Raw genomic sequence first — 25,356 nt, forward strand, 5'->3', positions numbered from 1 at the left:
CCCCGAGCGCGACGCCGCCAGCTGATTCCCGCGCGCGAACTGGTGGGCGTGTCGCGGGCCTTTACGACTGCCCGGCTGTTGGTATATTACTATTAGTAATATACCGCTTAGGAGTTCCTATGGCCGCCGACTCCGCCACACCCAGCGCCGTCATCGACCGCATCTCGCTCGTCCTGGATGCATTCGACGGACCGGGCCGCCTTACCCTGGCCCAGATTGTCCGCCGCACCGGGCTGCCACGCTCGTCGGCGCATCGAATGCTCGAGCGCCTGGTACAGCTGCGTTGGTTACGCCGGAGCGGTCGAGACTACGAACTCGGCATGCGCCTGGTCGAGCTCGGCTCCTTGGCCGTCCACCAGGATCGTCTGGTGCGTGCGGCCAAACCGCTACTGGCTGAATTGCACCGCGCTACAAGGCTTGTCGTTCATCTGGCGGTGCTGGACGGCACCGATGTCGTATACCTGGAAAAGCTTGGCGACCGGGTCAGCGACGGCCTGCCCACCCGCGTTGGTGGTCGGGCGCCGGCGCACTGCACCGCAGTCGGCAAGGCAATGCTGGCTTTCGCAGGTGAGGACGCTGAAGTAGATCTACAGGCGCGCCAGACCAGGTACTCGATCGCTACCAGTTCGCAACTGGCCGTCGAACTGGCCAGGGTCCGCGCGCACGGCATCGCCTTCGAGCGCGAGGAGTCGCTGCTCGGCTTCGGCTGTGTCGCCGCTCCGATCGGGTCGCCCGGCGAGGCCGTGGCGGCAGTGTCGGTGTGTGGTCCGATGAATCGCATGATGTTCGATCAGCGCCTCGCCGCCCCGGTTCGCATGACCGCGATGGGGATCTGGCGCAACGTCGAAGACGGTCCGCAGCGGGTTGCTCCGACTTTGCAGCCGTTACGGCCGCTGCGCCCCGCATTGCAGTACGCGTGACGCTCGACCCACAGATCGCGGCGCTGCTCGACACGTTGGACTCTGGCTTTCCGCCGGTGCACACCATGACCGGCGCTCAGGCCAGGGCCGCGATCCGGGCCCGGTTTGTCCCCGCCGCGGACCCCGAACCCGTCGCCCAGGTCCGCGACTTCACCGTGCCCGGCCCAGGCGAGGACATTCCGGTGCGCGTCTATCGGCCCGACGGCGACGATTTGCCCGTGCTCGTGTACGCGCACGGCGGCGGGTTCGTGTTCTGCGATCTGGACAGTCACGACGGCTTATGTCGCAGTCTCGCCAATCATGTTCCGGCCGTGGTTGTTTCGGTGGCATACCGGTTAGCGCCGGAACATCGCTGGCCCGCAGCGGCCGAGGACGTCTACGCGGTGATCGCGGCGGCAGCTGCCGGCGCCTTCGGCGACTTCAGTAGCATTGCCGTCGGCGGCGACAGCGCCGGCGGCAACCTGGCCGCCGTGACCGCGTTGATGGCACGGGACCGTGGCGGGCCTGCGCTCGCGGCGCAACTGCTGATCTACCCCGTGATCGCGGCCGACTTCACCACCTGCTCCTACCGGCTGTTTGGTCGCGGGTACTACAACCCGAAACCGGCCATGCAGTGGTACTGGGATCAGTACGTACCCGCGGTTGCCGACCGCACCCACCCGTATGCGGCGCCACTACACGCCGACCTGAGCGGCTTGCCACCCGCTGTCATGGTGGTTGCCGGACATGACCCCTTGCGCGACGAGGGGCTCGCCTACGGCGCCAGCCTGGAGTCCGCCGCGGTACCCGTGACGCTGCTTCAGTTCGATGGCGGTATACATGGCTTCATGAGCATGCCGACTCTTGACATCGCTCGGGACGCGCGGGGGCGGTCTGCCGCGGCGCTGCGCTCGGCTCTGGGGCTCGGCTGATGGCTGACGGGCAGGTCTTCGTGATCGACCGCGTGGTGACCCGGCCCGGTTGTGCGCGCCGGTTCGTAGACGCCTATCTCAGCGAGTACGCCCCGGACGCGCGTGAACGGGGCATGACATTGCGCGACGTCCTGGTGAGCCCGCCGATCTGGTTCGACGATGAAGCCAACACCATCACGATCACCTGGACGTTACCCAATGTGCGGGCATGGTGGGAGATGACGTGGCAGGTCCGGCCGGATCCCACCGTGTCCGAATGGTGGTCGAGGATCAGCGAGTTGGTGGTGGAGCGGTCGCGGTCGTTCGCCGCTGCAGCCGATGACGTCGACGATCTGTGCGATGTATAGCGTCACGCGGCTGCTCGACGTCCACGAGCCCGATCGCGGCCGGGTCCTGAGCGACTTGCGTGCCGTCGCGGCTCATTCGCCGTACTCGATCGTGCAGCCGACGATGCCCGGTTCCCGCAATGGCGGCGACATTCTGGTTCATCTGCGCTTCGCATCTGAATGCGAATGGCGTTGTATCGAGGAAGATTTCGCTGGCGTCGTCGACACCTCGGCGGTGACGCGGATCAACGGCGCCAACTATCTGGGTGGCCCGGTCCGTACCGACGTCAATAGGGGCACGGTGTATCGCACTCTGTTGCTGCGGGTGGTTCCCGGCACCGCCGAAGACACTATTGCTTGCTTCGAGGACGAACTGCGACTGATAGCGCGTTACGTGAACACGATCACCGCTTGGCAACTCAGTCGTGTCGAGGAGGCGGTTGGCGCCTCGCCGTGGACACATGTGTTCGAGCAGGGTTTCACCGACGTCGACGGCCTGGTGGGCCAGTACTTGATGCATCCGATTCACTGGGCCATGGTGGATCGTTGGTTCGACCCCGAATGCCCCGAAGTCATTGTGCGGGACCGGATATGCCACAGCTTCTGCGTACTTCCCGATACGGCGAACTGGGACGACCTGCCTTCGGCCCAGTGACTTGAACTCCGAAACCCCATCTGTCACTTGCGCACCCGGCCTAAGACACATGAATTTTGCCCGCCTCCGAGCGACAACTAACCGGGGCGGCGAACGGGGGCACTTGCCGTCGGCTCAGTGACTCGAACTCCGAAACCCCGTCTGTCACTTGCGCACCCGGCCTAAGACACATGAATTTTGCCCGCCTCCGAGCGACAACAGGTTGTCGCTCGGAGGCGGGCAAAAGAGTAGTCACCCCTGGGGGCGTGCACGAACGTCGCGCTGCACGCATGGTCAGAAACCAGCGGGCGGGATGTTCGGGTTCGCGGCTTCCGGCGGCGGCAACGGCGGCATTGTCGCGGTGCCGTCCAAGCTGCGCACCGAAAGACCCTGCGACCAGGGATAGTGCAGGCTGAACGCGACCAACCCGGTGCGCTGCGCTGCGGGTAACTGACACATTGCCAGCACAGTCTCGGCCAGGTACTCCACCGGCTCGGTGGGAAACGAATCCGGAATCAATTGTGCCGCACCGGGAGTGCGAACCGCGGTCGATGGGCCGACACAGTTGACCGCGATATTCGCATCGAGCAGTTCGGCCGCTGCGCCCTGGGTGAAACGGTGCAGCGCCGCCTTGCAAGCAGCGTAGATGACGTCGCCGGAGGTCTTGTTGTAGTCCCGGAAAGGGCGTACCGGTGCTACGCCGGTCACCGACCCGATGTTCACGATCCAGCCACCACCTTGGCTACGCATATGCGGGACAGCCGCTTTTGTGAGTATGAATGGTGTCCGCAAGTAGTGGTCTACCGTCCGGTCGAAGGTCTGCAAAGACATTCCCTCGATCATCGAATAATCGGCGAAGCCCGCGTTGTTCACCAAGATATCGATCCGGCCGGTACGCCGCACCACAGCACCGATCAGATCGTCGCGCTGGGCAGGATCCTCCAAGTCGGCCGCAACACCGATAGCCTGCCCGCCCGCCGCCTCGATCAGCGCGATCGTCTCATCAATCGTGCCCGGCAGGGTGGCAGGCACGCCACCCCGCACCGACGATGACGGCTCATACGATCTCGCGGTTACCACCACCGTCGCGCCCTCGGCTGCGAGTCGCTGAGCGATCGCCCGCCCAATGCCGCGACTGCTGCCAGTCACCAAAGCTGTTCGGCCATCAAGCAACTGCGTCATCGCAGCTCAAAATGCTCTTCGATCGGCGCTCGGTGTTGGTGCCACAAGTCGACCAACCGGTACGGGCTAGCCACCACCACCCGGCCAGATCCCGACCGGTAGTAGGTGTGTGCATTAGGGGTGTGACACCAAACCGTCCCAGCCATCGTTTCGTCGATCGCGGCAACATACTCGTCGAACGCCCGTCGCGTCACCTCCATCGTGGTCGCACCGCGCAGCGCCATCAGTTGCAGACACTCGATGATGTAGTGCGCCATCACTTCCATCGAGAAATTGGCGCCCGCACCATGCCCGGGACTGTAGTTGGGTGCCGAATTGATGAACAGATTCGGGAATCCCGGAACGGTGCCGCCCCGGTACGCCGCGGGGCTGTCGCCCCACTCGGCGGCCAACCCGACACCATCGCGGCCGCGGATGTCGATCGTGGACAGGAAGTCGAGGTGATACCCGGTCGCGTAAACGATGACGTCCAAGTCGATCTGTCTACCGTCCTGGGTGACAATGCCTTTGGAGTTGACGGCGGCAGGTTCACTGGCCTCGACGTCGACGTGGTCACGGGTCAACGCCGCGTAATAACCCCCCGGATCCCTGATGATGCGCTTGCCGTAGGGCGCGAAATCCGGGGTGACTTTCTTGGCCAAATCCGTCCCCGCACCGAATGTTCGATCGATGTAATCCAGACACATCTGCAGCAGCACGTCGTTGGCGGGCGAGATGGACAGATGACTTGCCGCCCAATCGCGATCCAGCAGAATCACCGGATAGTTATTGTCGGCAGTGCCCCAGTATGACTTCAGCCGATTCCAGTTCGCGTAGAACGGCAGGTGACGCCCGAGGTAGCGGCGGTGTTCGGGAACGTCGTCGGTCAACCGTTTGCGCGGTGCCACCCAATGCGGTTGGCGCTGAAACACTGTCAGGTGCTCGACTTCGTCGACGCAGGCATCCACGATCTGCACCGCGGTGCATCCCGCCCCGATCACCGCGACGCGCCGGCCGGCCAGCCGCAGCGCCGGATCCCACTGCGCGGAGTGAATGCTGGTGCCCGCGAACGACTCTCGTCCGGGCAGGTCCGGCCAGCGTGGCCGGTTGAGGTAGCCGGCAGCAGTGATCACCACGCGGGCATGGCTCACGGCGCGATTGCCGTCGCGGTCCATCGTGTGAATCTGCCAGTGCGCGCGATCTTCGTCCCACCACAGCGCCTCGACCTCGACGCCGAAACGGGCATGTTCGCGCAGCCGGTACGTATCGGCCAGGCCTAGTAGATAGGCCTGGTACTCCGCGCCTTGCGGATAGTAGCTAGTCCACTCCGGGTTCAACTCACGCGACAGCGAGTAGTAGGCCGACGGAGTGTCAACGCCGATGCCCGGGTAGGTCGTGGTCAACCAGGTTCCCCCGACGTCGTCGTTGCGATCGAAGATTTCATAGGCGACTCCGGCATCCTCGGCGGCCAAAGCAGCAATCAAACCCGCCAGCCCGGCGCCGATGATCGCGACCGTCGTCGTCGCTGGAATCGGCGCTGTGCGCGGCAGCGTCGGCTGGGAGCGTTGGAACCCGCCCTGCTCGAGCAGCAGCGGAACAAACTCGTCATCGACGTCCGAACCCAGCGCCAACGGCAACAGGCGTCTGAACAACTCGGTGTCGATTGGCGCAGGTTGGCCGGCTTCGAGCGCCGCGACTACCGCGTCCACCAGCTGGTCGAGAGTGTCCGGATCGGTGACCCCGACGCGTTCGGGCGGGTCGGGGGCGTGCGAAATCTTCGGGCCGAAGGTGTCTACCACTGCCGGGTCGCCGGTGAGTTGAGCCAGCACGGCGACCAGCACTCCCGGGTCGGCCAGGCGCAGGTTCGCCCGCAGTTCCGCCGGTGTCGTCATGCAACCCAGTATCAAAGCTGTCCAGCGTCGGGGCGACCATCCTTTCCTCTGAGCGGGACATGGTGCCTATGTTCGACCTATGCAAGACGTGATCGCCCAAGCCCGCAGCCATTCGCTCGGTGATATCCCCCGCCGGTCGGCTCGGCGGCAGCCCGACAAGATAGCGATCATCGACGCAGACGTCGTCCTGACCTTCGCCGAGTTCGAGCATATGGTGGACCGAGCGGCTGCGGCGTTGCACGACAACGGTTTTGCCCCCGGTGATCGCATTGCACTGCTGGCGCGCAACTGCTGGCAGTACGCGGTATTGGCGTTCGCGACCGCGCGCGCCGCGGTGGTGCTGGTGCCGGTGAACTTCATGCTCACTGCCGAGGAGATCGGGTTCATCCTCGGACACAGCAAGGTCAACGGGTTCATCGTTCAGCAGGAGTTCCTGACAACCGCCGATGAAGCATTGCGCCTAGCCGGCCAGAAAGGCAGCGTCACGATCAAAGCCACCCTGACCGGAAGCGCCCCAGGTTGGGACGAGTTCGCGCAATGGCTCACCACCCAAACCGCTGCGCCACGGCCACTGCTCGACGACGATCAACTGGTCCGCCTGATGTACACCAGCGGCACCGAGTCTCAGCCCAAGGGCGCGATGCACAGCAGTCGCAGTCTGATCTGGAACTACATCAGCACGATCATCGCCGGCGAGAAGTCTGGCGACGACGTGGAGATTCACTCGTTGCCGCTTTACCACTGCGCGCAACTGGACAACTTTCTCGTCCCCGATATCTATCTTGGCGCCACCAGCATCATCCTGCCGCGCCCGGAACCGGAAGTCGTGCTGCGCACCATCGAACGGTATGCCGTCACCAATTACTTTGCACCGCCCACGGTTTGGATCAGCCTGCTGCGCTGCCCGCTGTTCGACCGGGTTGACCTTTCCAGTCTGCGCAAGGGGTACTACGGGGCCTCTGCGATGCCCGTCGAGATTCTCGCTGAGATCCGTGCGCGGCTGCCGAACTTGAGATTGTGGAATTTCTACGGCCAGACCGAGATTGCGCCGTTGGCGTCGGCGCTAAGACCAGACGAACAAGACGCGCACCCGGGCGCGGCCGGACGCCCCGTGGTCAACGTAGAGACGACCATCCTCGACGATGGCGACCAGCCTGTGCCGCCGGGTGAGGTGGGCGAAATCGCGCACCGCAGCCCGCATCTGATGCTCGGCTACCTCGACGACGAAGAAAAAACCGCCCAAGCCTTCAAACATGGCTGGTTCCATTCCGGCGACCTGGGCTACTACGACGAATACGGCCTGCTGCACGTTGTGGACCGCAAGAAGGACATGATCAAGACCGGCGGTGAGAACGTGGCCAGCCGCGAGGTCGAGGAGGTGCTGTACCTCCACAGCGGGGTGCAGGAAGTCGCGGTGTTCGGTCTGCCGCACCCGCAGTGGGTGGAAGCGGTGGTGGCGGCGGTGGTGCCCCGCGCTGGGGTCACGCTCGTCGCCGACGACGTCATCGCGCACTGCCGAGAACACCTGGCGGGCTTCAAAACCCCCAAAGAGGTCTTCTTCGTCGACTCGTTGCCGAAGAACCCGAGCGGCAAGCTCCTCAAACGCGAACTTCGCAAGCGGTTCACCCGAGCGTCCGGCAACTGAAACCCACTCCCTACAGTTGCGGGCATGAGTAATCCTCTGGAAATCAGCGGCACCGGCCCAATCCGGGTATGGACGATCAACCTGCCCGGCGTCGGAAACGCGATCACCGGCAAGGACGTCATCGCCGCTTTCGAGGCGGCGGTGGACAGCGCCAACGCCGACACCGAGATCCGCGCCGTGATTCTCACCGGCGAGGGCAAGATCTTCTCGTCCGGCGGCAACGTCAAGGAGATGGCGGACCAGGCGGGCATGTTCGGCTTGAGCCCGCTGGATCAGCGGCACGCCTACACCGACGGGATCCAGCGCATCCCGCGTGCACTGTCCCGGCTCGAAGTCCCGTTGATCGCGGCGGTCAACGGCGCGGCGATCGGTGCCGGCTGCGACCTGGCGATGATGTGCGACATCCGAATCGCCTCCGAGCGAGCATCTTTCGCGGAAAGCTTTGTCCAACTTGGTCTCATCCCCGGTGACGGTGGCACCTGGTTCCTGCAACGCATCATCGGGTACGAGCGTGCCGCCGAAATGACCCTCACCGGCGACCGCGTCGACGCCGCCACCGCACTGGACTGGGGCCTGGTCAGCCGGGTGGTCCCGCACGACGACCTGCTCCCCCAAGCGACCGACCTCGCCGAACGCATCGCCAAGAACCCGTCGCACGCACTGCGGATGGCTAAGCGTTTGCTGCAGGAGTCGCGCACGGGGTCGCTCGAGTCCACGCTGGGCATGGCCGCGGCCATGCAGCCGTTGGCACACCGCGACCCCGAGCACGAGCAACGCATCGCCAAGTGGCGGACGCGCCAGTGAACCGGCTGGTTCCCCCCGCTGGAATCGACGACGAGGCGACCGCAGACCTGCGCGCCGAAGTGCGCATGTTCGTCCAGGAACAGCTCGCGGCAGGCGCGTTCACGCCTTCTGTGGACGCCTGGTTGTCGCGCTGGGACGAAGCCTTCACCGCGGCGCTGGCGGCGCGGGGGTGGCTGGGCATGACAGTGCCGGCGGAGTACGGCGGGCACGGGCGCTCATTCCTGGAGCGCTTCGTCGTCACCGAGGAACTCTTGGCCGCCGGCGCGCCAGTGGCCGCGCACTGGATCGCCGATCGGCAGATCGTGCCGTCGTTGCTCAAGTACGGAACCGAGGCGCAGAAGCGGCACTTCCTGCCGCGCATCGTGCGCGGCGAGTGTTTCTTCGGCATCGGGATGAGCGAGCCGGATTCCGGCTCGGATCTGGCCAGCGTGCGTACCAAGGCCGACCGGGTCGACGGCGGCTGGTCGCTGTCGGGGACGAAGGTTTGGACCTCGGGGGCGCATCTGGCGGAGGCCTTCATCGCGCTGGCTCGCACCGCGCCGGTAGATCCGAAAAACCGCCATGGTGGGCTCAGCCAGTTCATCGTCGACCTGCGCGCCCCGGGCATCGAGATCCGCCCGATCATCTCGATGAACGGCGCACACCACTTCAACGAGGTCATCCTGGACGGGGCGTTCGTGCCCGACGACATGGTGTTCGGCCAGATCGGTGACGGTTGGCGACAGGTGACGTCCGAACTCGCCTTCGAACGCAGTGGACCCGAACGGTTTCTGTCCACGTTCGTGCTGCTGGCGGCGTGCGCCGACCGGATGGCGGCCAACGCAATTCCCCGCGATCCAAATCTTGGGCGACTTGTGGCGCGCGTTGCGGGCCTGCATCAGATGTCGACGGCGGTGGCCGGCGCGTTGGAGCGGCACGACCCGGCCGACACCCCCGCCGCCGTAGTGAAGGTGCTCGGGACCAGCACCGAGGGCGACATCGCGGAGTTCGCCGACGTCCAGGACTCCCCCGATTCGGTCTTCGCGGCGCTGGTGCACGCCGCCGTGGACCAGCGGCCGGGCTTCACCCTGCGCGGCGGCACCAACGAGATACTGCGCGGGGTCATCGCCCGCGGATTGGGCATGCGATGAGTGTGGATCCGGCCCTTATCGAGATGATGGACGCCGTTTTCGGCGACTACCGGGAAAAGCATGCGTCCAGCACGACGGTCGAACGCGACCCAGACCTCTGGCGGCAGCTCGACGAGCTCGGCCTGGTGCGGCTGACCGGGTCGGAGGAACGCGGCGGCAGCGGGGCGGGATGGTTCGAAGCCGCTGAACTGCTGGCCGCCGCAGCGCGGCACGGAGTGCGAATTCCATTGGCCGAACACGATTTACTGGCGTGCTGGCTGCTTGAAGTCGGCGGGGTGCCGACGGACGACGCAGTGCGCACGGTGTGCGTGTTGAACAAGGACGGCCTCGCTGACGACGTGCCGTGGGCGGGGAAGGCTGACCGCGTCGTCATTGGGTGGCGGGCCGACGGCGGTTACCGCGTTGCCGACGTTGCAGCCGAAGAGCTCACGATCACCTCGGGCGCCAACCTGATCGGTGAACCGCGCGACACGGTGGCCGCCGACGTCGCCGCCCTGCAGGGTATGCCGGTCGCGCTGGGGGTGATCACCCAGCTGCGGCTGAAGTCCGGGCTGGTGCGCTCCATCCAGGTGTGTGCCGCACTGGACCGGATCTTGCAGCTGTGCATCGAGCACGTCGCCTCGCGCGTTCAGTTCGGTCGACCGCTGTCCAAATTTCAAGCGGTGCAAAACCTGGTGTCCGATATCGCCGCCGAAGCCGCGCTTGCCCGCGCGGCGACCGAGGCGGCGTTGGCAGTCGGCGCGACCAGCAACTGGTCGGCAGACAACTTGGGATTCCTTGTCGCAGTGGCGCGTTCGTGCGCTGGGCACGCTGCATCAGTGGTGGTGCGCAACGCCCACCAGGTACTCGGCGCGATCGGTACCACCCGCGAGCACAGGTTGCACGAGTTCACCCGGGCCGCGCTCGCCTGGCGTTCGGAATTTGGTTCGACGCGCTACTGGGACGACCAGGTCACCGATTCGGCGCTCTACGCGAGCGCCGGCGGGTTGTGGGGCCTGATCACCGGGTAACTGATGTTCCACTGACCGGGCAACCCGCACACGATCGGGGCCGTTGCGCGGTTGACTCGAGGCCATGAGCAACGACATCACGCTGGCGGAACTGCAGGAGTTCATCGCCGGGTTCTGGTACCACTACGACGAGGCACACTACGACGAACTGGCTGCGCGATATGCCGACGACATCCGCTATGTGAGCCGAAGCGACAGTGGCGCAAGCCCTTTCGAGGAGTTGATGTCACCGGAACTGCACGGCCGTGATGCTGTCATGGACTGGCTGGCGGCGCACCGCGAGCAGAGTCCCTACCCGTTGCGTCATCACACCACCAACCTGCACCGCATCGGCTCCGAGGGCGAAATCATCCGGGCCCGGTTCTACCTCTTCGTCAACCAGATCGCGAACTTCGTGCCGTTCGCGGTGTCCAGCGGCGTCGCCGAGGTCGGTGTGCGCCGCGGCCCCAACGGTTTAGAGTTCACCGAGATGGACGTCGTCCTCGATACGACCAACTCGGTGCTGCTCTCCGAGCGGCACGCGGAAGCCCCGACCGGTCCGTGAGCGCCCGCGCAACCTTCTCCGGCGGGGTGGCCGTCATTACCGGCGCGGGCGCCGGGATCGGTGCTGGCCTGGCGCGTTACGCGAACCATCTGGGTATGACGGTGGTGCTGGCCGATATCGACGGCGCCGCCATTGCGGCCTTGCGTGACGAGCTATCCGCAGCGATCGACGTGGTGTGCGATGTGCGCAGCCCGGACGCTGTCCAAGACCTCGCCGACCGTACCTACCGCGAGGTGGGTCCGGTGCGGTTGCTGGTGAACAACGCGGGCATCGAGCAGTTCGGCTACCTGTGGGATACGCCGCTGGACAACTGGCAGCGCGTTGTCGACATCAACATCAGCGGTGTCTTCCACGGCGTGCGCGCGTTCCTGCCCAAAATGATGGCAGCCGGCGAGCAGGCGTGGGTGTGGAACTTGTCGTCGGTAGGCGCCGTGGTGGCGATCCCCTTGCAGACGCCTTACATCATGAGCAAGCACGCAGTGCTCGCCATGACCGAATGCCTGCGCCTGGAAGTGGAAAAAGCCGGACACGGCAACCACATTCACGTGCAGGCCGTGCTACCTGGCGCGGTGGTCTCCGACATCTTCGATTCGGCTGGCGGGGTCGCGGACGGCGACTTCACGGCCGCAGAAGCGCAGCGGACCGCCATGCTGGGCATCAAGGCCACGGCGATGGATCCCCTGGCGGCCGCCGAGACGGTATTCGAACAGGCCGCGGCGGGCCGCTTCTACCTGACCACCCAGGAATCGGTCGTCTCGGCCATGAAGCACCGTGCCGAAGTGCTTGCGGCCCAACGTCCGCCGACGCTGAAATGACCTTGGATCCCGATGCCGCCGCGCGGGTCGCCTCGTTCGGTGAAATTCCGCCCATGCGGGTACGGGGTTTGGCGGCGGTGCGTGCCGCAATCGAGTCCGCACCATTGCCCGACGACATGGCGGATATGGCCGAGATCAGCCAGGATGTCATCGCCGGATCCTTACCGGTCCGGATCTACCGTCCGACAACAGGTTCCGACCAACCGGTGCTGGTGTATTTCCACGGCGGCGGGCTGGTCATGGGCAGCAACCACTCATTCGAACCACTGGCGCGCGCCCTAGCATCGGCGTCTGGCGCCGTCGTCGTGTCCGTGCAGTACCGGCTGGCGCCGGAGTCGCCGCCACCCGCGCAATTCGACGACGCCTACACCGCTACCGAGTGGGTGGCGCGCAACGCCCGGGAGCTGGGCGTCGACGCCGGCCGACTCGTCGTGATCGGGGACAGCGCGGGCGGCTCGCTGGCGGCCGGTGTTGCGTTGGCCGCCCGCGATCGGAACGGCCCGCAGATCTTCGCCCAGGTACTGCTCTACCCCGGACTGGATCGCGACATGTCAGCTCCCTCAATCGGTTTGCTCGCGGATGCACCCATGCTCACCAGTGACGACATCGACTTTCTGCACACACTCGCCGACGTCGGAACCGATCCCTACCTCGTACCGGCGTACGCGACAGACCTGACCGGGTTACCGCCGGCCATCGTGGCGACCGCGGGCTGCGACCCAATCCGAGATTGGGGTGAACGATATGCCGCCCGCTTGCGTGACGCCGACGTGCAAACCACCCTCACCCGATATCCGGGGATGTACCACGGATTTGCGATGCGATCCGAGGCGACCGCGCGCGGCCGCTTGGCTATCGCCGAGATCGGCGGGCTGCTACGCGCCAAGTTCGCCCATCCACTTCGCTTCTAGTGTCCCGGTGACCGGAACAACGCCCCTTCGGGATGCACTGACGGCGTGCAGGATTGAGACCCGGAGTTTTGGGAGAAGGAGACAGCTGATGCTCACCGAGGAGCGACGGATCGAGCTTTCCGACGTATTGCGGCCGGCCGCGCCACCTCATGAGGTCGAAGACGTCTACACCGACGACCAACGACTGCGACTGCTGGACGTCGTGCGCACCGAGGGGCCGTGGCGGTTGATCATCGCCCAGCACTTCGCTTCCGCCGAAGAGCTGATCGCTACCATGAGCGGTCTGTTTCCCGAGGGGTACACGCCGTCACTGGATCTGTTCCTCACCCCGACCTTTCGCGGCTATCTGGCCAACTACGGGGCCGTGCTCTACCCGCAACTGCACGACTGCTTCTACAACGAGCGGTTCCTTGATTTGGCCAAGGGCTATTGGAACGCGCAGTATGCCAAGCCGCAGCTAATGCTGTTCAACATCAACGGACCGTGCGCCAATCGCGATCCGGGACACCTGGATGCACCAAGCTTCCGCGGCGTTAGGCACGAGAACGCGCCGACTTGGCTTACCAGCGTCATGGGCAAGTCCGGCCTGTTCCGCGACTATCTGATCAAGACGGCGCAAGTCATCACCTGGTTCTCCCTCGACGGTGGCAGCGGGTTCACCTACTGGCCTGAGGGCCCGCTCGGAGCGCCCAAGCGGGTGCTGCCCCCGATATACAACCGCGGTGTGGTGGTCCAGAACGAAATGATGGTGCATCGCGGTGAAGCCAATGGTCCACTGGAACAACAGATTCCAGCCAGCCTCGGCTTCGACACGGTGTTCACCGGAGACTCCGACGACCATGACCAGTGGCTGCTGAAGAACGGCGATGAGGTGATCGCGCGCCACCACACCGACGAACTGCGATTCCTGGTGCACTGGTCGGCCGAGGTGTTCTCCGACTTCGAAGAGTTGAAGAAGAACATGGAGGGCTCCGACGACTTAACGGTCGACAAAGCCATCGACATGATGGTCGACGACGTCAACGCACGCGGCATCAAGCTCGACATTCCGAGCGAACCACTGCACGACGCGGCGTTCATCGCAGCCCTCAACGGCGCCTACGACATTGGCGGCCCGACCGTATACCCCGAGGAAGCGCCGATCAGCGCCTTCACGCTGTGACGCGAGGTTGCGCGAAGTTGCTCGCGCAACCTACTTCACCACCACCTTGCTCGGTGGGCGCGGGGCGGCCAAGTGCCGATGCGACGGCGGCTGACGACCGTCCTCGTCGGTGATGCCGTACCGCTGGGCCAGTTCCGCCCCGATGAACGTCTGGCCGCTGAGTTCGGCCAGGTCAGGATCTGCGTAGAGTGCGTCGATCAGATACCCAGTGAATTCCGGTGTTTCGGCGTGCTGGGCCGTCTTGGCCAACGCTTCGGGCTGCGCCGCCAAGGCAGCACGGAGCCTTTCAGTGAGCAGGATGCCCATCCAAATCGACACTGTCGCAACGCCCTTGTCGTGGAAGTCGACCGCCATGTCGGCGGCCATCTTATCTACGCCGGCCTTCTGAGCTCCGTACGCGGGACCATGCATGTAGCACACCGAACCCGGCGAAGATGTGAACGCGATCAAACCCCGATCCTGGGCGAGCAACAACGGCGCCGCGTACCAAGAGGCCACATACGATGAACGCAGCCCGACGTCTAACACATCAGCCAGTCCAAGAGACTTCTCCCAGAACGGTTTTGGGCTGACCAATTCGTCGGAGATGACGGCGGCGTTATTGACCAGCAGGTCCAGGCGACCCTCATCGGCGCGCATCCGCTCGAAAAGCGCGGCCACGGCGTCGTCGTCGCTGTGATCGACCTGGACCGCGACGCCGCCCGGCGGCGCTTCGGTGATGGTGCGCCCGGTCGCATACACTCGCCACCCCCGCGCGCTCAGTGCCGTCGCGATGCCGTGTCCGGCGCCACGGCTTGCACCGGTCACCAACGCAATTCGAGCTTGACTCACTTGCCCGTCACTCCGACGCTACGCCGACGACCCCCATAGATCGCGCAAACGGACAGAAGGCCGGTGATTGCGACCTCCACGATCAGGACCGAGGAGTTCAGAAGGTAGCGGTCGAGGCGCGCGTCCATCCCGAAGGACTCCCTTACCTCGCTCACTATTAGGGCCGGTGACGCAAGGCACGAAAGAGCCGTGACGAATGCGACGAGGGCGCATGCGCGCGCGACAAAATTCAACAAGCGCAACCACGTCCCGCCGACGAGGAACACGGCGCTGGCTATCGACGGGGCAAGGATGATCCACCCTGCACTCTTGGTGACGCCTATGTCAGAGCCGAGGATGCCGGGGTACTCGCCGACGTAAATGCCGAGACCGTTCCAATGGACCCGCGGTTCTTTGAAGTAATCGAAACCGACCCACGGCAGCAACGTCAATCCGGCGGACACGACGGCGGCAAGAATGCCCATTATCGCAATCCGTTGCGTCGTTTGCACCGCGCACCTCCGTGTCCTTCTAGCATGGTCCGTCGCTGTCCTCACCCATCGGGCGATCCTTATCGCGGATGAAGATTTGCCACCGATGCTGAATCTGGCGTTCACAGTATTCTTCGATCTGCTCGCGTTCGGCAGCCGGAATCACATTGCCACACTCGGGATGCTCGTCAAGCCAGTCCGCGACCATCTCCTCGAGCAGCGCGTGATACCTCACGCGGAACCGTTCGGCATCCTTCGACTCCCCGGAATCTTGAGGCTCGGGATCAACACCGGCGTCTCCGTCCGACGCCAACAAGTGCGGAAGGATCTTCCCCGTCCGCAGTGCGTACATCACCTCTGGTGGCAGATGCGAAGTATCAGCCACCGCTACACCCCTGGCTGATCGGGCCAACCCGGCGTGGACACAGGACCTTTGTCCACCGGCGGCGGGTCGGTCGCACACTCAGGATCCATCACCGGATACAACGTATTGAACTTACTCGTGTACCAGTCGCCGAACACCGACACCAAAGGTGCACGCGCAACGCCTTTTTGGCTCGCAGGGGGTGCAGCGCCCACCCTTTGAAACTCTATCGCCCGCTTCAAAATGCCGTAATTGTCCGGCAAGGAACCGCTGAGCGACACCTCACCGGCGTAACAAACTACAGCAGTTGCCGAACCCTCAGGCCCAGCCTTAAAGTCGTGCACCCAATTCGTAGAGAAGCCTTTGGCAGGAAAACCGGTGCCTAACCAATGATGGCGACGATCGCGAGCAGCCTTCGCAAACCCGGGATAGGAACCTTCGGCGCGACCGACGTTGTAGTCAGCCACGCGATCCGCCTCGGCGTAGGCGCGAATGTACGTACCCTCGGGACTCATCAAATCAACCGCCGGCGTAGCAACCCAATGTTCGGAGAAGAACACATTGCGCGGCAGCTGATAACCCGCAGGCGCCTCCAGCGAAGTGGTCGACAACGCAGCTGGAGGCTTCGATGACGAACAACCGGCAAGCGCTGGGAGAGCGCAGCCGATTAGGAAAGCCAACGCTGCTGTGGCGCAGCGCATTACCGTTTTGCAGCTGCATATCATCGCCCGGCAGCTGCGAGTATCAGTCACCGCTACACTCCCAGTTGATCGGGCCAACCCGGCGTGGACACGGGGCTTTTGTCCACCGGCGGCGGGTCGGTCGCACAATCGGGATCCATCAATGGGTACCGCGTGATGAAATTACTCGTATACCAGTCGCCAAACACAGACACCAACGGTGCACGCGCAGGGCCCTTCTGATTCACAGGCGGGGACGAACCCACCCGCTGAAAGACCATTGTTCGCTTGAAAATGTTGTAATTGTCCGGAAAGTCGCCACTCACCGACACCTCACCGGCGAAACACACGACAGCGGTTGCGCTACCATCAGGCGCCACCCTGAATTCGCGCACCCAATTCGTGTGGAAACCCTTGGCCGGAAAACCGGTGCCCACCCAGTCATAGCCGCTATCCCGTGCGGCCCCGGCGAAACCTAAATAGGAACCTTTGGCCCGGTCAACGTTGAAATTGGCCACTTGATCGGCCTCGATGTACGCGCGGATGTAGGTGCCCTCGGGACTCATCAAATCAACCGCCGGCGTGGCAACCCAATGTTCGGAGAACATTACATTGCGGGGCGGCTGATAACCCGCAGGCGCTGTCGCAGAGGGGGCCGACGACGCAACTGGAGTCTTTGACGACGAACAACCGGCGAGCACCGGCACAGCACAACTTATTAAGCAAGCCAAAACCCCCGCACCGCAGCGGATTAGCGGTTGCAGATGCATGTCATCGTCCCATGGGTGGGTTGGACACATTCCCGGGATCGAGCAAGCCCACCGAGTCAATCACGATGTTGCGCTGCCCGTACATATAGGATTCGGCCCAACTTCCCGTCTTGAGTTGACCGCTCTGTTCGAGGTCCGAATACGTCTGGATGAACTGTTGCCAATGGCTTGTGATGGCGTTCCAATCTAGTTTCCAGCCGTTGTTGCCGTCGGGCACAAAGAAATTGACCGACCCACTTGGAGTCTGCACGTTCTGGAATGCACCGACGATGGAATGGTCCCGGTTCTCGTAGCCCTCGACGATGCTGTAGTCGTGATAGATCTGGTCGGTGAGAACATTGAACTCACGATCATAGTTGGCCACAGCCGCCGCCACTGGGTCCAGCGGAGCATTCCCCGGCGTCACCGGTGGGATTTCTTCGAGCTTGAGGTACGGGTTGTATCCGTCGATCACCATCTTGCCGAGGAACGACAAAGCGTCCCCGCCCGGCAGCTTGTTCAGCGGCAACGTCCCGAAAACGTCGCTGATCATGCCCTTCTTACTGTCCCAGTCAGCAGATCTCTGGTTGTAATCCAGGATTCGTGCGGTGTCGCCGTTGCGTTTCAGATCATCCATTTCAGCTTGGTAACCACCGTGCAGAGCACTCTCCAATTGCCCTGCGGCACGGGCATACTCGACGTTCCCTGTTTCGCCGTATCGCTCCGCATAGTAGTGATCCCAGGACGCCGCCGCCTCTTTGAGTCCCTCGGCGGAAGCCGGATCCGAGGAAAGCACTTCGAAGAGGTTCTGCATTTGGGTGGAATTTCCGAATTTGGAAATGCCGGTGGAGTCGATTCCCGGCACTTCGATGCCGCCAAGATTGCCGAAGTAGGGCGTGAGGTTGCGGGTCAGTGCCTTCACCAGTTCGGGATCGCGCTGCCCCAGACTTTCGAATCGACCAGTTGCGTCGGTGGCAGCGTCCAGGATCGGGATTCGCCCTCCCAGCAGGTCATGATTGCGTGCGGCCAAGTGTGCTAACGAGTCTGCGGCAACTGCTGCTTGATGTCCCTCAAATCCGGGGGTATGCGCGTTCGGACCGATCCAGTCCAGCATGTCTTTCCAGCCGTGGTCATTCGGTCCGAAGTGCGCGGTGGCCAGAGCCGTGAATGCTTGGTTGTTGTCGAAGTGGTCGCCGTTGACCCGGTCCATCGCCGGGCCGGCGTGCAAGAAATCGGTCACTGCCTGGTGGTCGACGGATGCAGTCGACATCATCGCGCTGACCGTACCGTTGATCTGGGCTTCCGACAGGTAGGCGCGGGAGGTCCCGCTAGTTGCGTCGGGATCGGAAACCAACGCGATCTTCGAATGCTCGCCAGCGGCTACCCGCGACGCTTGGTTCAGCAATGCGCGGTCCACATCCGACCCAAGCGCCAAACCCCGATTGCCTTTGCCCAGCATGTCATTGAGCGCGTTGAACTGTGTGATGGGTATCGACTTAGCCGCCGCGTTCGGGTGCAGTCCCAGCACCGTCACCGGGTCTTTAGTGAGCAGGTCACGCACCTGTGCCGGCAGTGTCTGCATGCCCATGCGAGCCCAGCGCGGTTTGAATGTTGGGATTACCCATCATCCGCAGGCCATCGCCCATCGCCCCTTGCAGACCGTATTTGCCCATCGCCGCATCGATGTCCGCCGCGGATTTGCCGTCCATTGCGTGCATTAACGATGTCAGGTAGTCGTACTGCCCTTGTGGCATGTCGGCAGGCTTGCCGTTGGCAAGAGCCGCTAACTCCTCGGGTGTCCATCGTGTCAACGCCGCCCGAACCCGGGCCACTTGCTGCGGAGTCGCTTTCCCATCCAGGACGTCACTTGCATCATCAAGGGCCTGCTGTCCGCCCACCAGACCGGTGGCCAGCGGAGCAGCGGCGGAGAGATCGTTCTTGGCAGCCTCGATCGCATTCTTGGTGTTCGTATCGGCGACGCCCAATTCATCGGCGAGCCGTTGCAACCGTGTGGTCCCGGCCGCCGCCTCATCACCGCGTTGCTTCTTGAGCTTGTCCATCTCACCCTGGGCGGCCTGCTCGTCCGAGCCGAGCAGCATCAGCACCATCTTGCCCATGTTGTAGTTGTATTTGTCGCTGACGCTCCAGTCCTCCGACACGTCGAAGTCGTCGGCCTCGAAACCCTTGCCCTGCGACCGCAAACTGTCGATCATCGGCTGCATCGCGTTTTTGCCGTTCTCGTAGGCCGTGGCCAGCCCGTTATAGTCGGCCGCGACTTTGCGGTCCTGGGCGAGTTCGCGGTCGGCACGCCCGTTGCAGGCGTTCTGGGTGTCGCCTTTCCAGTTTAACCCGTACACGATCCGGCGGACGTTCTCGGCGGCCTCAAGCATTTTGTGGCCTACCTCGCGGGTCGGGGCAGCCAAATCACCCAACGCGTTTGCGTTCGCGTTGTATACCGTCGTTTTCTGCGGACGTGCCACCCCAATACCTCAGCGATTTGCGGCTTCAGCTGGCCGAATTCATATCACCCAGGGCGGTCATCGTCTTGCCCACCACTCTGGTCAGCACTTCCTGGCGTGTCTGTGGCGGTAATGCCTGATCAGTCAGTTGGAAGACGTTTGCCGCCCCGCGGATCATGCCGCCCATCTTTTCGTAGCGACCCCCGACGACACTTAACGAATCGGCGACCGCCTCCTTCACCCCACCCAATACCGCAGCGGTTTCAAACCCTGCCAATCCGCAGACCGCAGCTCCGGTATCCGGCGAGTGAATTGCCGCCACAACGGTTTTGGACGCGTCGATGCCATTAGCACCCGCCAACACATTCGCGACGTTTACCTCCAGCAGTGGTGCCACGCGCTCCCCTTCGTATGGTCACCGAGCTAGTTCGGTGAAGCCCTATGGCACCGTCGCCGGCGAAACGGTATCAGAACTGTGCTAGCTCCCGTCGACAATGGCGAGTTCTCCGGCCGCGACCGCGGTTTCTATCGAATCCCGCAACGCCGAGCAGACCAGAAATGGCCGGCGATGGTGACCGGCAATCCGGTCGGCATCCTGGCGTTCGATGCACAACGCCGTCGCTTCGCCGTTCCACTGCACGCTGGTCTGATTCCAGGTGCTTTTGCGGGCTAACACCTGCGCCCCGCAGTTGCGGCACACGATGGGCGCCATCGGCATGTCGTCAAGCCGATTGTCGGGGCGCAGCGGCTGAAGGTTAGGCACGGGCGGCCATGTTGGCCTCGATCTGGTTCATCCACGCTTCGTACGGTCGACTCGTGTCGAGCTCAAACTCGAAGCGGTCCACCATGTCTGGCTGCACGTCGGCGACGTCGACGTAGAACTGTTGATACCAGCGCCGCAGTTGGTAGACCGGGCCGTCCTCCTCGACCAGCAGCGGATTGTCAATACGCGCCTTGTGCCGCCAGATCTGCACGTCCTGCTCGAAGCCCATCTTGACGAAGTCACCCAGTCTGATCGCGGTCCGCATTGCCGCGTCGTCGGGCAGCGTCGTAGATTTCTTGACGATGATGCCGTATTGCAGCACAAAGGAATTCGCGTCGATCGGATAGTGGCAGTTGATCAGGATCGTCTGTCGGTCGCCGTCTTGGTAGTGATAGGTCAAGTCGTCGATCATGAACGACGGCCCGAAGTAGGACGCCACTGAAGTCGTGCCGAGCATCCGCGCACCCTCGGTGCCGGCCATGTCCGGCCGGCCCTCGCTGTTCAGATATTGAGTTGCCACATGTCCTTCGAAGATGTTCTTGAAGTACGTGGGCAGCGAGCCGTGGATGTAGAAGAAGTGCGCCATGTCCACGACGTTGTCGATGATCTCGCGGCAGTTGCTACCCACCTCAGTGGTGTACCAGTGCCAGTCGGTCCATTCGTTGCTGCTGGCGCCTTCGATGCGCGGAATGGTGGCTTCCGGTGAGGGCGGGTTGCCTTCGGGGTCGTTCCACACGAACAACATGCCGTCCTGCTCCATGGTGGTCCAGGTGGCTGTGCGCGCCAGTCGTGGCGTGCGCCGCGCGTACGGCACCTGCTTGCAACGTCCGTCGCCGCCCCAGCGCCAATCGTGGAACGGGCAGGCGATCTCGTTACCTTTGACCGAACCTTGGGACAGGTCCCCACCCATGTGCCGGCAGTAGCTGTCGAGCACATTGACCTTGCCGTCCCCGCTGCGGAAGACGACGAGCTTCTGGCCGAACGCGTTGACCGCGTGCGGTTTGCCGTCACCGAAATCGCGGACCAGGCCCAGACAGTGCCAACCGCGGGCGAACCGCGTCGGCGCGGCCTGCGCTTCGATGAGCCGGATTTCGTCGGCGTCCGATTGCGACTGCATAAATTCATTGAACGCCGGTTGGGCACCGTTTGGGGGTTCGGTGTTCCACTGATCAGGAGAAGTCTTCCGCCTCCGCGCGCCGCGGGCCTAACCTTCCCAGATGTGACCACACGCAGCATGACGATCCCGGCCGGACTCCCCGTCGCCGACACGTGCGTCGATCTGCTGGTGGTGGGTTCGGGCACCGGCATGGCCGCCGCGCTGGCCGCGCACGAACTTGGTTTGTCGGTGCTGATCGTGGAGAAGTCGCCCTACGTCGGTGGCTCGACCGCCCGCTCGGGTGGCGCACTGTGGTTGCCGGCCGGCCCGGTACTGCAGGAGGCCGGCGCGGGTGACACCGCAGCGAAGGCCAGCACTTACCTGGATGCTGTGGTCGCGGGTTCCGCGCCCGCGCAGCGTTCGGCCGCATTCGTGCAGAACCTGTCCGCGACGGTCGAGATGCTGCGCCGCACCACGCCGCTTCGTTTTTTCTGGGCGCGCGACTATTCCGACTACCACCCGGAGGAGCCCGGCGGCAGCGTGGCCGGCCGCACCTGCGAATGCCATCCGTTCGACACCGCGATCCTGGGGCAGTACCGCACCCGGTTGCGGCCGGGCGTGCTGGAGGCCGGCTTCGCCATCCCGACGACAGGCGCGGACTACCGGTGGATGAATCTCGTTGCGCGAGTGCCGCGCAAAGGAATTCCGGTGTTCGGCAAGCGAATTGCCCAGGGGGCGGGCGGTCTGCTGATCGGCAGGCGCTACGCGGCGGGCGGCCAGGGGCTGACGGCGGGCCTGTTCGCCGGTGTGTTGCGCGCCGGCATCCCGGTATGGACCGACACATCGTTGTCGCATTTGGAGTGCCACGATGGCCGGGTAACGGGCGCGGTCGTCAGCCATGGTGGGCGGCAGGTGACCGTCACTGCGCGGCGCGGGGTGGTCCTGGCCACCGGAGGTTTCGACCACAACATGGACATGCGCTGGAAGTTCCAGTCGGAGTCTCTGGGCGCGAATTTCAGCTTGGGCGCCGACAGCAACACCGGCGACGGGATCCGGGTGGCCCAGGATGCCGGCGCCGACATCGGTTTGATGGACCAGGCGTGGTGGTTCCCGGCTGTTGCTCCGCTGCCCGGCAAGGCGCCCACGGTGATGTTGGCCGAACGCTCACTGCCGGGCTGTCTGATCGTGAATCAGCACGGTCGCCGATTTGCCAACGAGGCGTCGGACTACATGACGTTCGGACAGCGGCTACTGCAATTGGAACGTTCCGGAGATCCCGTCGAGACGATGTGGATCGTCTTCGATCAGCAGTACCGCAACAGTTATGTCTTTGGCGCAGAACTCTTTCCGCGGATGAAGGTTCCACTGGCCTGGTACGACGCGGGTATCGCGGCTCGCGCCGACAACCTCGCCGACTTGGGCGCAGAGATCAAAGTGCCCGTGTCGGACTTCGTCGAGACGATGACGCGCTTCAACCAAAACGCTTCCGCTGGTAGTGATCCCGAGTTCGGTCGGGGTATCAGCGCCTACGACCGCTACTACGGCGACCCCACCGTCAAACCCAATCCCAATCTGCGCCCGTTGGTCAACGGGCCCTTCTACGCGGTGAAAATGGTCCTCAGCGATCTGGGCACCTGCGGCGGGCTGCGCGCCGACGAGCGCGCCAGGGTGTTACGGGAGGACGGCAGCGTGATCGCAGGCCTGTACGCCGTCGGCAACACCGCCGCCAATGCGTTCGGTACCACCTACCCGGGCGCGGGCGCCACGATCGCCCAGGGCCTGGTGTACGGCTACATTGCGGCGCGCGACGCAGCGAATTAGTCGACAGCGCGCTTGGCCTGGACCTGCTTCTCGATTTCACGCCAATAGCCGGGCGTGGGGCGCGGTTTGCCCAGCCCGCCCTTGCCCGCCTTTTCGATAATGGCGCCCGCTTCGTCGATGTCTTTCATCAACTCCAGCGCGAACTCCCGTTCCGCGGCGTAGTACTTCGCCGCCCAGCGCAACGCCATCACCGAATACGCCCACGCGGGTTGCGCCTCGGCGCCCTCGGCATCCTCGACGGCCTTGCGATAGCGCGCTTCGGCGTAAGCCACGTGTTCGGCCAGCAACTCCTTGAGCCGGGTCGGGTTGCTGAGGTGTCCGAACGTGACCCGCAGCAGCATGCTGTGTTTGAGCACCGGCGGGTCGAGCGGTGCGTTATTGGTCCAGTCGGTAATGGCGGCCATCCCGGCCGGGGTGATCTTGTAGAGGCGGCGACTGCGCGTGCCCTCGTCACGTTCGACGCGTGAGGTGACCAGTTCGAGGCTCTCCAGCTTTTTCAGCTCGGTGTAGATCTGACTGTAGGAAGGGCTCCAATAGTAGAGATCGACGCTCCAATCGATCCATTTCTTCAGGTCGTAACCCGAAATCTCTTCCTCGTAGGACATCATGCCCAGCAGCGCCCAACTGGTGGCGGCCAGCGCCGACTTCACCTTGTCGCTGGTCTCGCTCACCCCGCCAGGTTAACAACCTGGGCCGTGGAGTTGCTTGGGCACGGACCGCTGACTGGGACAAGAACAGCTGCTTTAGGGTGACTGACATGGTGGATTCGTTTGCGTCGATGACAGATTCGCTGCCCGTGTACGAGTCGTTGGCCGCATCGGTGCGGCGTCTGATCGATGCCACCATTCGCACCGAGGCGGGCCATGAGGCCATTGCGGCGGCGACCGCCAAAATCGACAGTGTGACAGCCGAACTCAGTGCCGAGCTGATGCCCGGCACATTCGGGCAACGCGAAATCGACGACGGGCAAGGCATTGCATCGGGCAATGTCGTTATCGGAGTTCGCAATCCGTCGGCTCCCCCGCTGGTGATCCACCACGAGAACGACGGGTCGGTATGGACTGAGTTCACTCTCGGCGCCGCGTACGAAGGGCCGATGGGCCACGTCCACGGCGGTGTCTCGGCCATGATTCTGGACCATGTCCTCGGGGCGACCGCCCATCAGCCCGGCCGGCCGGCCTACACCGGGACGCTGACGATGCGTTATCACCAACGCACCCCGCTGCTGGAGCCACTGCGAGCTGCCGCCTGGGTCGATCGAGTCGACGGAGTCAAGACTTTCGCGGTGGGCCAAATCACCGGTGCCGCAGGCGTACTGGTCTCTGCCGAAGGCATTTTCATTCACCCGCGCAATTGACGAGGCGTCGGGTGATCGCTCGTTGACTCTGCGCACATGGCGACAAAGTGCGAGAAAGCCGCGCCCTCAGCGCAGAGTCAACTGAGGCAGCAGCCAGAGCAACCAGAGGCTCAGGGCCGCTCGCCGTAGGCGAGCACAGCTCCCGCGGCTGCGGGTGCACCGCGAGCGATCACGATCGGCATCGACGTCGACGCATTGGTCCGCAGGATCGTATGTACGACCTCGACGAGATCCTCGACCGGCATCAGCTTGCCCGGCATGCAACCGCGAGACACCCACAGCGGGTAGGCCTGCATGGCCAGCTCGCGGTCCCACCCCACGTTCATGCCAGTCTGCGCATCGCCCTCGCCGCCGGCGCACTCACCGACGATGAGGTTGGTGAAGGCGATATCCGGATGCTCCGCGCGCCACGCCTCCACGAGCCGTTCCAATGCCGCCTTGCTCACGCCGTAGGCTCCGAGCCCGGGCCACGGCGGCCCGAAACTGCCGGCATCTGACGACAGGAAAACCACCTTGCCGCCAGAGGCCGACAGGTGCGGCACGGCGGCCGCCGTCGCCAGCGACGCTCCGATCACATTGGTGTCGAACACGCGCCGCCAAGTTTCTGCGTCGGTCTCGACCAGCGGGACCAACGGACTGATGGCGGGAGCGTAGACGACGTTGTCGATGCCGCCAAGCGCGTCGGCCGCAGCGTCGATCCCGGCGCGGGCGGATTCCTGGTCGGTCACGTCGCACTCCACGGCCACCGCCCCCGAGCCCGCTTCCTGCGCGGCCGTCTCGATGCGGTCCTTGCGGCGGGCCAGCAGCGCGACTCGGTGACCACGCTGTGCCATCCCGACACCAATGCAGCGCCCCAACCCGCTCGAGGCTCCGATTACCACAGTTCTCGCCATATCGACCT

General features: G+C 64.0%; 28 protein-coding genes. 14 read left to right on the top strand and 14 right to left on the bottom strand.

All coding sequences use genetic code 11. The features are described 5' to 3' along the window. The first annotated feature begins 119 nt into the window (after positions 1 to 119). Genes A5634_RS03040 through A5634_RS03055 form a run of 4 tightly spaced genes read left to right on the top strand, consistent with a single transcriptional unit; the run spans position 120 to position 2,812 of the window. Positions 120 to 920, top strand: coding sequence for an IclR family transcriptional regulator (locus A5634_RS03040; RefSeq protein ID WP_065142615.1), 801 nt, complete (start codon positions 120 to 122; stop codon positions 918 to 920). After that, positions 917 to 1,831 (top strand): alpha/beta hydrolase, encoded by a 915-nt coding sequence (locus tag A5634_RS03045; RefSeq protein ID WP_065142616.1) that lies wholly within the window; start codon positions 917 to 919, stop codon positions 1,829 to 1,831. Before A5634_RS03040 ends, A5634_RS03045 begins: the two co-directional genes overlap by 4 nt. Then, the gene (locus A5634_RS03050; protein WP_065142617.1) at positions 1,831 to 2,178 is read left to right on the top strand and encodes a hypothetical protein; all 348 of its coding nucleotides are present in this window, start codon (positions 1,831 to 1,833) and stop codon (positions 2,176 to 2,178) included. The genes A5634_RS03045 and A5634_RS03050 overlap by 1 nt, the downstream gene beginning before the upstream one ends. Next, positions 2,171 to 2,812 (top strand): Dabb family protein, encoded by a 642-nt coding sequence (locus A5634_RS03055; protein WP_065142618.1) that lies wholly within the window; start codon positions 2,171 to 2,173, stop codon positions 2,810 to 2,812. Before A5634_RS03050 ends, A5634_RS03055 begins: the two co-directional genes overlap by 8 nt. Positions 2,813 to 3,085: 273 nt before the next feature. Here the strand turns inward: A5634_RS03055 and A5634_RS03060 are convergent, their stop codons facing one another. Continuing rightward, positions 3,086 to 3,973, bottom strand: a complete 888-nt coding sequence (locus tag A5634_RS03060) for an SDR family NAD(P)-dependent oxidoreductase (protein WP_065142619.1) — start codon at positions 3,971 to 3,973, stop codon at positions 3,086 to 3,088. Beyond that, positions 3,970 to 5,844, bottom strand: coding sequence for a flavin-containing monooxygenase (locus tag A5634_RS03065; protein ID WP_065142620.1), 1,875 nt, complete (start codon positions 5,842 to 5,844; stop codon positions 3,970 to 3,972). The genes A5634_RS03060 and A5634_RS03065 overlap by 4 nt, the downstream gene beginning before the upstream one ends. Positions 5,845 to 5,923: 79 nt before the next feature. Here A5634_RS03065 and A5634_RS03070 point away from each other — a divergent pair, with 79 nt between their 5' ends. The 8 genes from A5634_RS03070 to A5634_RS03105 all read left to right on the top strand — a co-directional run bounded on the left by A5634_RS03070 (position 5,924) and on the right by A5634_RS03105 (position 13,865). Next, on the top strand, positions 5,924 to 7,489 hold the full coding sequence (locus A5634_RS03070) for an acyl-CoA synthetase (protein WP_065142621.1): 1,566 nt from the start codon (positions 5,924 to 5,926) through the stop codon (positions 7,487 to 7,489). 24 nt (positions 7,490 to 7,513) lie between these two features. Next, entirely contained in the window at positions 7,514 to 8,293 is a 780-nt protein-coding gene (locus A5634_RS03075) for a crotonase/enoyl-CoA hydratase family protein (protein WP_065142622.1), read from the top strand. A gap of 5 nt (positions 8,294 to 8,298) precedes the next feature. After that, positions 8,299 to 9,423 (top strand): acyl-CoA dehydrogenase family protein, encoded by a 1,125-nt coding sequence (locus A5634_RS03080; protein ID WP_065142648.1) that lies wholly within the window; start codon positions 8,299 to 8,301, stop codon positions 9,421 to 9,423. Beyond that, on the top strand, positions 9,420 to 10,433 hold the full coding sequence (locus tag A5634_RS03085) for an acyl-CoA dehydrogenase family protein (protein ID WP_065142623.1): 1,014 nt from the start codon (positions 9,420 to 9,422) through the stop codon (positions 10,431 to 10,433). Before A5634_RS03080 ends, A5634_RS03085 begins: the two co-directional genes overlap by 4 nt. A gap of 64 nt (positions 10,434 to 10,497) precedes the next feature. Further along, complete coding sequence (locus tag A5634_RS03090) at positions 10,498 to 10,977, top strand: nuclear transport factor 2 family protein (RefSeq protein WP_065142624.1); 480 nt, start codon at positions 10,498 to 10,500, stop codon at positions 10,975 to 10,977. Then, complete coding sequence (locus A5634_RS03095; RefSeq protein WP_065142625.1) at positions 10,974 to 11,792, top strand: SDR family oxidoreductase; 819 nt, start codon at positions 10,974 to 10,976, stop codon at positions 11,790 to 11,792. The genes A5634_RS03090 and A5634_RS03095 overlap by 4 nt, the downstream gene beginning before the upstream one ends. After that, on the top strand, positions 11,789 to 12,703 hold the full coding sequence (locus A5634_RS03100) for an alpha/beta hydrolase (RefSeq protein WP_065142626.1): 915 nt from the start codon (positions 11,789 to 11,791) through the stop codon (positions 12,701 to 12,703). Before A5634_RS03095 ends, A5634_RS03100 begins: the two co-directional genes overlap by 4 nt. A gap of 88 nt (positions 12,704 to 12,791) precedes the next feature. Continuing rightward, positions 12,792 to 13,865, top strand: coding sequence for a hypothetical protein (locus tag A5634_RS03105; RefSeq protein ID WP_065142627.1), 1,074 nt, complete (start codon positions 12,792 to 12,794; stop codon positions 13,863 to 13,865). A gap of 30 nt (positions 13,866 to 13,895) precedes the next feature. On the opposite strand, the gene A5634_RS03110 is transcribed toward A5634_RS03105, so the two are convergent. The 10 genes from A5634_RS03110 to A5634_RS03155 all read right to left on the bottom strand — a co-directional run bounded on the left by A5634_RS03110 (position 13,896) and on the right by A5634_RS03155 (position 21,298). Beyond that, on the bottom strand, positions 13,896 to 14,681 hold the full coding sequence (locus A5634_RS03110; RefSeq protein ID WP_065142649.1) for an SDR family NAD(P)-dependent oxidoreductase: 786 nt from the start codon (positions 14,679 to 14,681) through the stop codon (positions 13,896 to 13,898). An 11-nt stretch (positions 14,682 to 14,692) separates the two neighbouring features. After that, a complete protein-coding gene (locus A5634_RS03115; protein WP_065142628.1) occupies positions 14,693 to 15,160 on the bottom strand; it encodes a hypothetical protein in 468 nt (155 codons plus the stop codon). Positions 15,161 to 15,206: 46 nt separating this feature from the next. Beyond that, positions 15,207 to 15,551 carry a hypothetical protein gene (locus A5634_RS03120; RefSeq protein WP_155769324.1) on the bottom strand — a complete coding sequence of 115 codons (345 nt, stop codon included), beginning with the start codon at positions 15,549 to 15,551 and terminating at the stop codon, positions 15,207 to 15,209. Between the two features lie 2 nt (positions 15,552 to 15,553). Beyond that, positions 15,554 to 16,141, bottom strand: a complete 588-nt coding sequence (locus A5634_RS03125; RefSeq protein WP_065142630.1) for a hypothetical protein — start codon at positions 16,139 to 16,141, stop codon at positions 15,554 to 15,556. A 143-nt stretch (positions 16,142 to 16,284) separates the two neighbouring features. After that, positions 16,285 to 16,776, bottom strand: coding sequence for a hypothetical protein (locus A5634_RS03130; RefSeq protein ID WP_155769325.1), 492 nt, complete (start codon positions 16,774 to 16,776; stop codon positions 16,285 to 16,287). A gap of 205 nt (positions 16,777 to 16,981) precedes the next feature. Beyond that, positions 16,982 to 18,547, bottom strand: a complete 1,566-nt coding sequence (locus tag A5634_RS03135; protein WP_065142632.1) for a hypothetical protein — start codon at positions 18,545 to 18,547, stop codon at positions 16,982 to 16,984. Continuing rightward, positions 18,513 to 19,439, bottom strand: a complete 927-nt coding sequence (locus tag A5634_RS03140) for a hypothetical protein (RefSeq protein WP_065142633.1) — start codon at positions 19,437 to 19,439, stop codon at positions 18,513 to 18,515. Before A5634_RS03140 ends, A5634_RS03135 begins: the two co-directional genes overlap by 35 nt. A gap of 25 nt (positions 19,440 to 19,464) precedes the next feature. Continuing rightward, entirely contained in the window at positions 19,465 to 19,815 is a 351-nt protein-coding gene (locus tag A5634_RS03145; RefSeq protein ID WP_081290155.1) for a hypothetical protein, read from the bottom strand. 81 nt (positions 19,816 to 19,896) lie between these two features. Continuing rightward, positions 19,897 to 20,136 (bottom strand): ferredoxin, encoded by a 240-nt coding sequence (locus A5634_RS03150; protein WP_065142651.1) that lies wholly within the window; start codon positions 20,134 to 20,136, stop codon positions 19,897 to 19,899. Positions 20,137 to 20,173: 37 nt separating this feature from the next. Beyond that, positions 20,174 to 21,298: a Rieske 2Fe-2S domain-containing protein gene (locus A5634_RS03155; protein ID WP_065142634.1), complete on the bottom strand. Its 1,125-nt coding sequence runs from the start codon at positions 21,296 to 21,298 to the stop codon at positions 20,174 to 20,176. Between the two features lie 102 nt (positions 21,299 to 21,400). Between A5634_RS03155 and A5634_RS03160 the strand changes: the two genes are divergently transcribed. After that, positions 21,401 to 23,098 (top strand): 3-ketosteroid-delta-1-dehydrogenase, encoded by a 1,698-nt coding sequence (locus A5634_RS03160; protein ID WP_172831604.1) that lies wholly within the window; start codon positions 21,401 to 21,403, stop codon positions 23,096 to 23,098. Here the strand turns inward: A5634_RS03160 and A5634_RS03165 are convergent. After that, positions 23,095 to 23,769 (bottom strand): PadR family transcriptional regulator, encoded by a 675-nt coding sequence (locus A5634_RS03165; protein WP_065142635.1) that lies wholly within the window; start codon positions 23,767 to 23,769, stop codon positions 23,095 to 23,097. The two genes, A5634_RS03160 and A5634_RS03165, sit on opposite strands and share 4 nt — an antisense overlap. A gap of 86 nt (positions 23,770 to 23,855) precedes the next feature. Here A5634_RS03165 and A5634_RS03170 point away from each other — a divergent pair, with 86 nt between their 5' ends. Continuing rightward, complete coding sequence (locus A5634_RS03170) at positions 23,856 to 24,455, top strand: PaaI family thioesterase (protein WP_065142636.1); 600 nt, start codon at positions 23,856 to 23,858, stop codon at positions 24,453 to 24,455. Between the two features lie 110 nt (positions 24,456 to 24,565). Here the strand turns inward: A5634_RS03170 and A5634_RS03175 are convergent, their stop codons facing one another. Further along, complete coding sequence (locus A5634_RS03175) at positions 24,566 to 25,336, bottom strand: SDR family oxidoreductase (protein WP_172831606.1); 771 nt, start codon at positions 25,334 to 25,336, stop codon at positions 24,566 to 24,568. Positions 25,337 to 25,356: the final 20 nt, after the last annotated feature.

This window comes from Mycobacterium asiaticum, assembly GCF_001673365.1.
In the GTDB taxonomy this organism is placed as follows: Bacteria; Actinomycetota; Actinomycetes; order Mycobacteriales; family Mycobacteriaceae; genus Mycobacterium; species Mycobacterium asiaticum_A.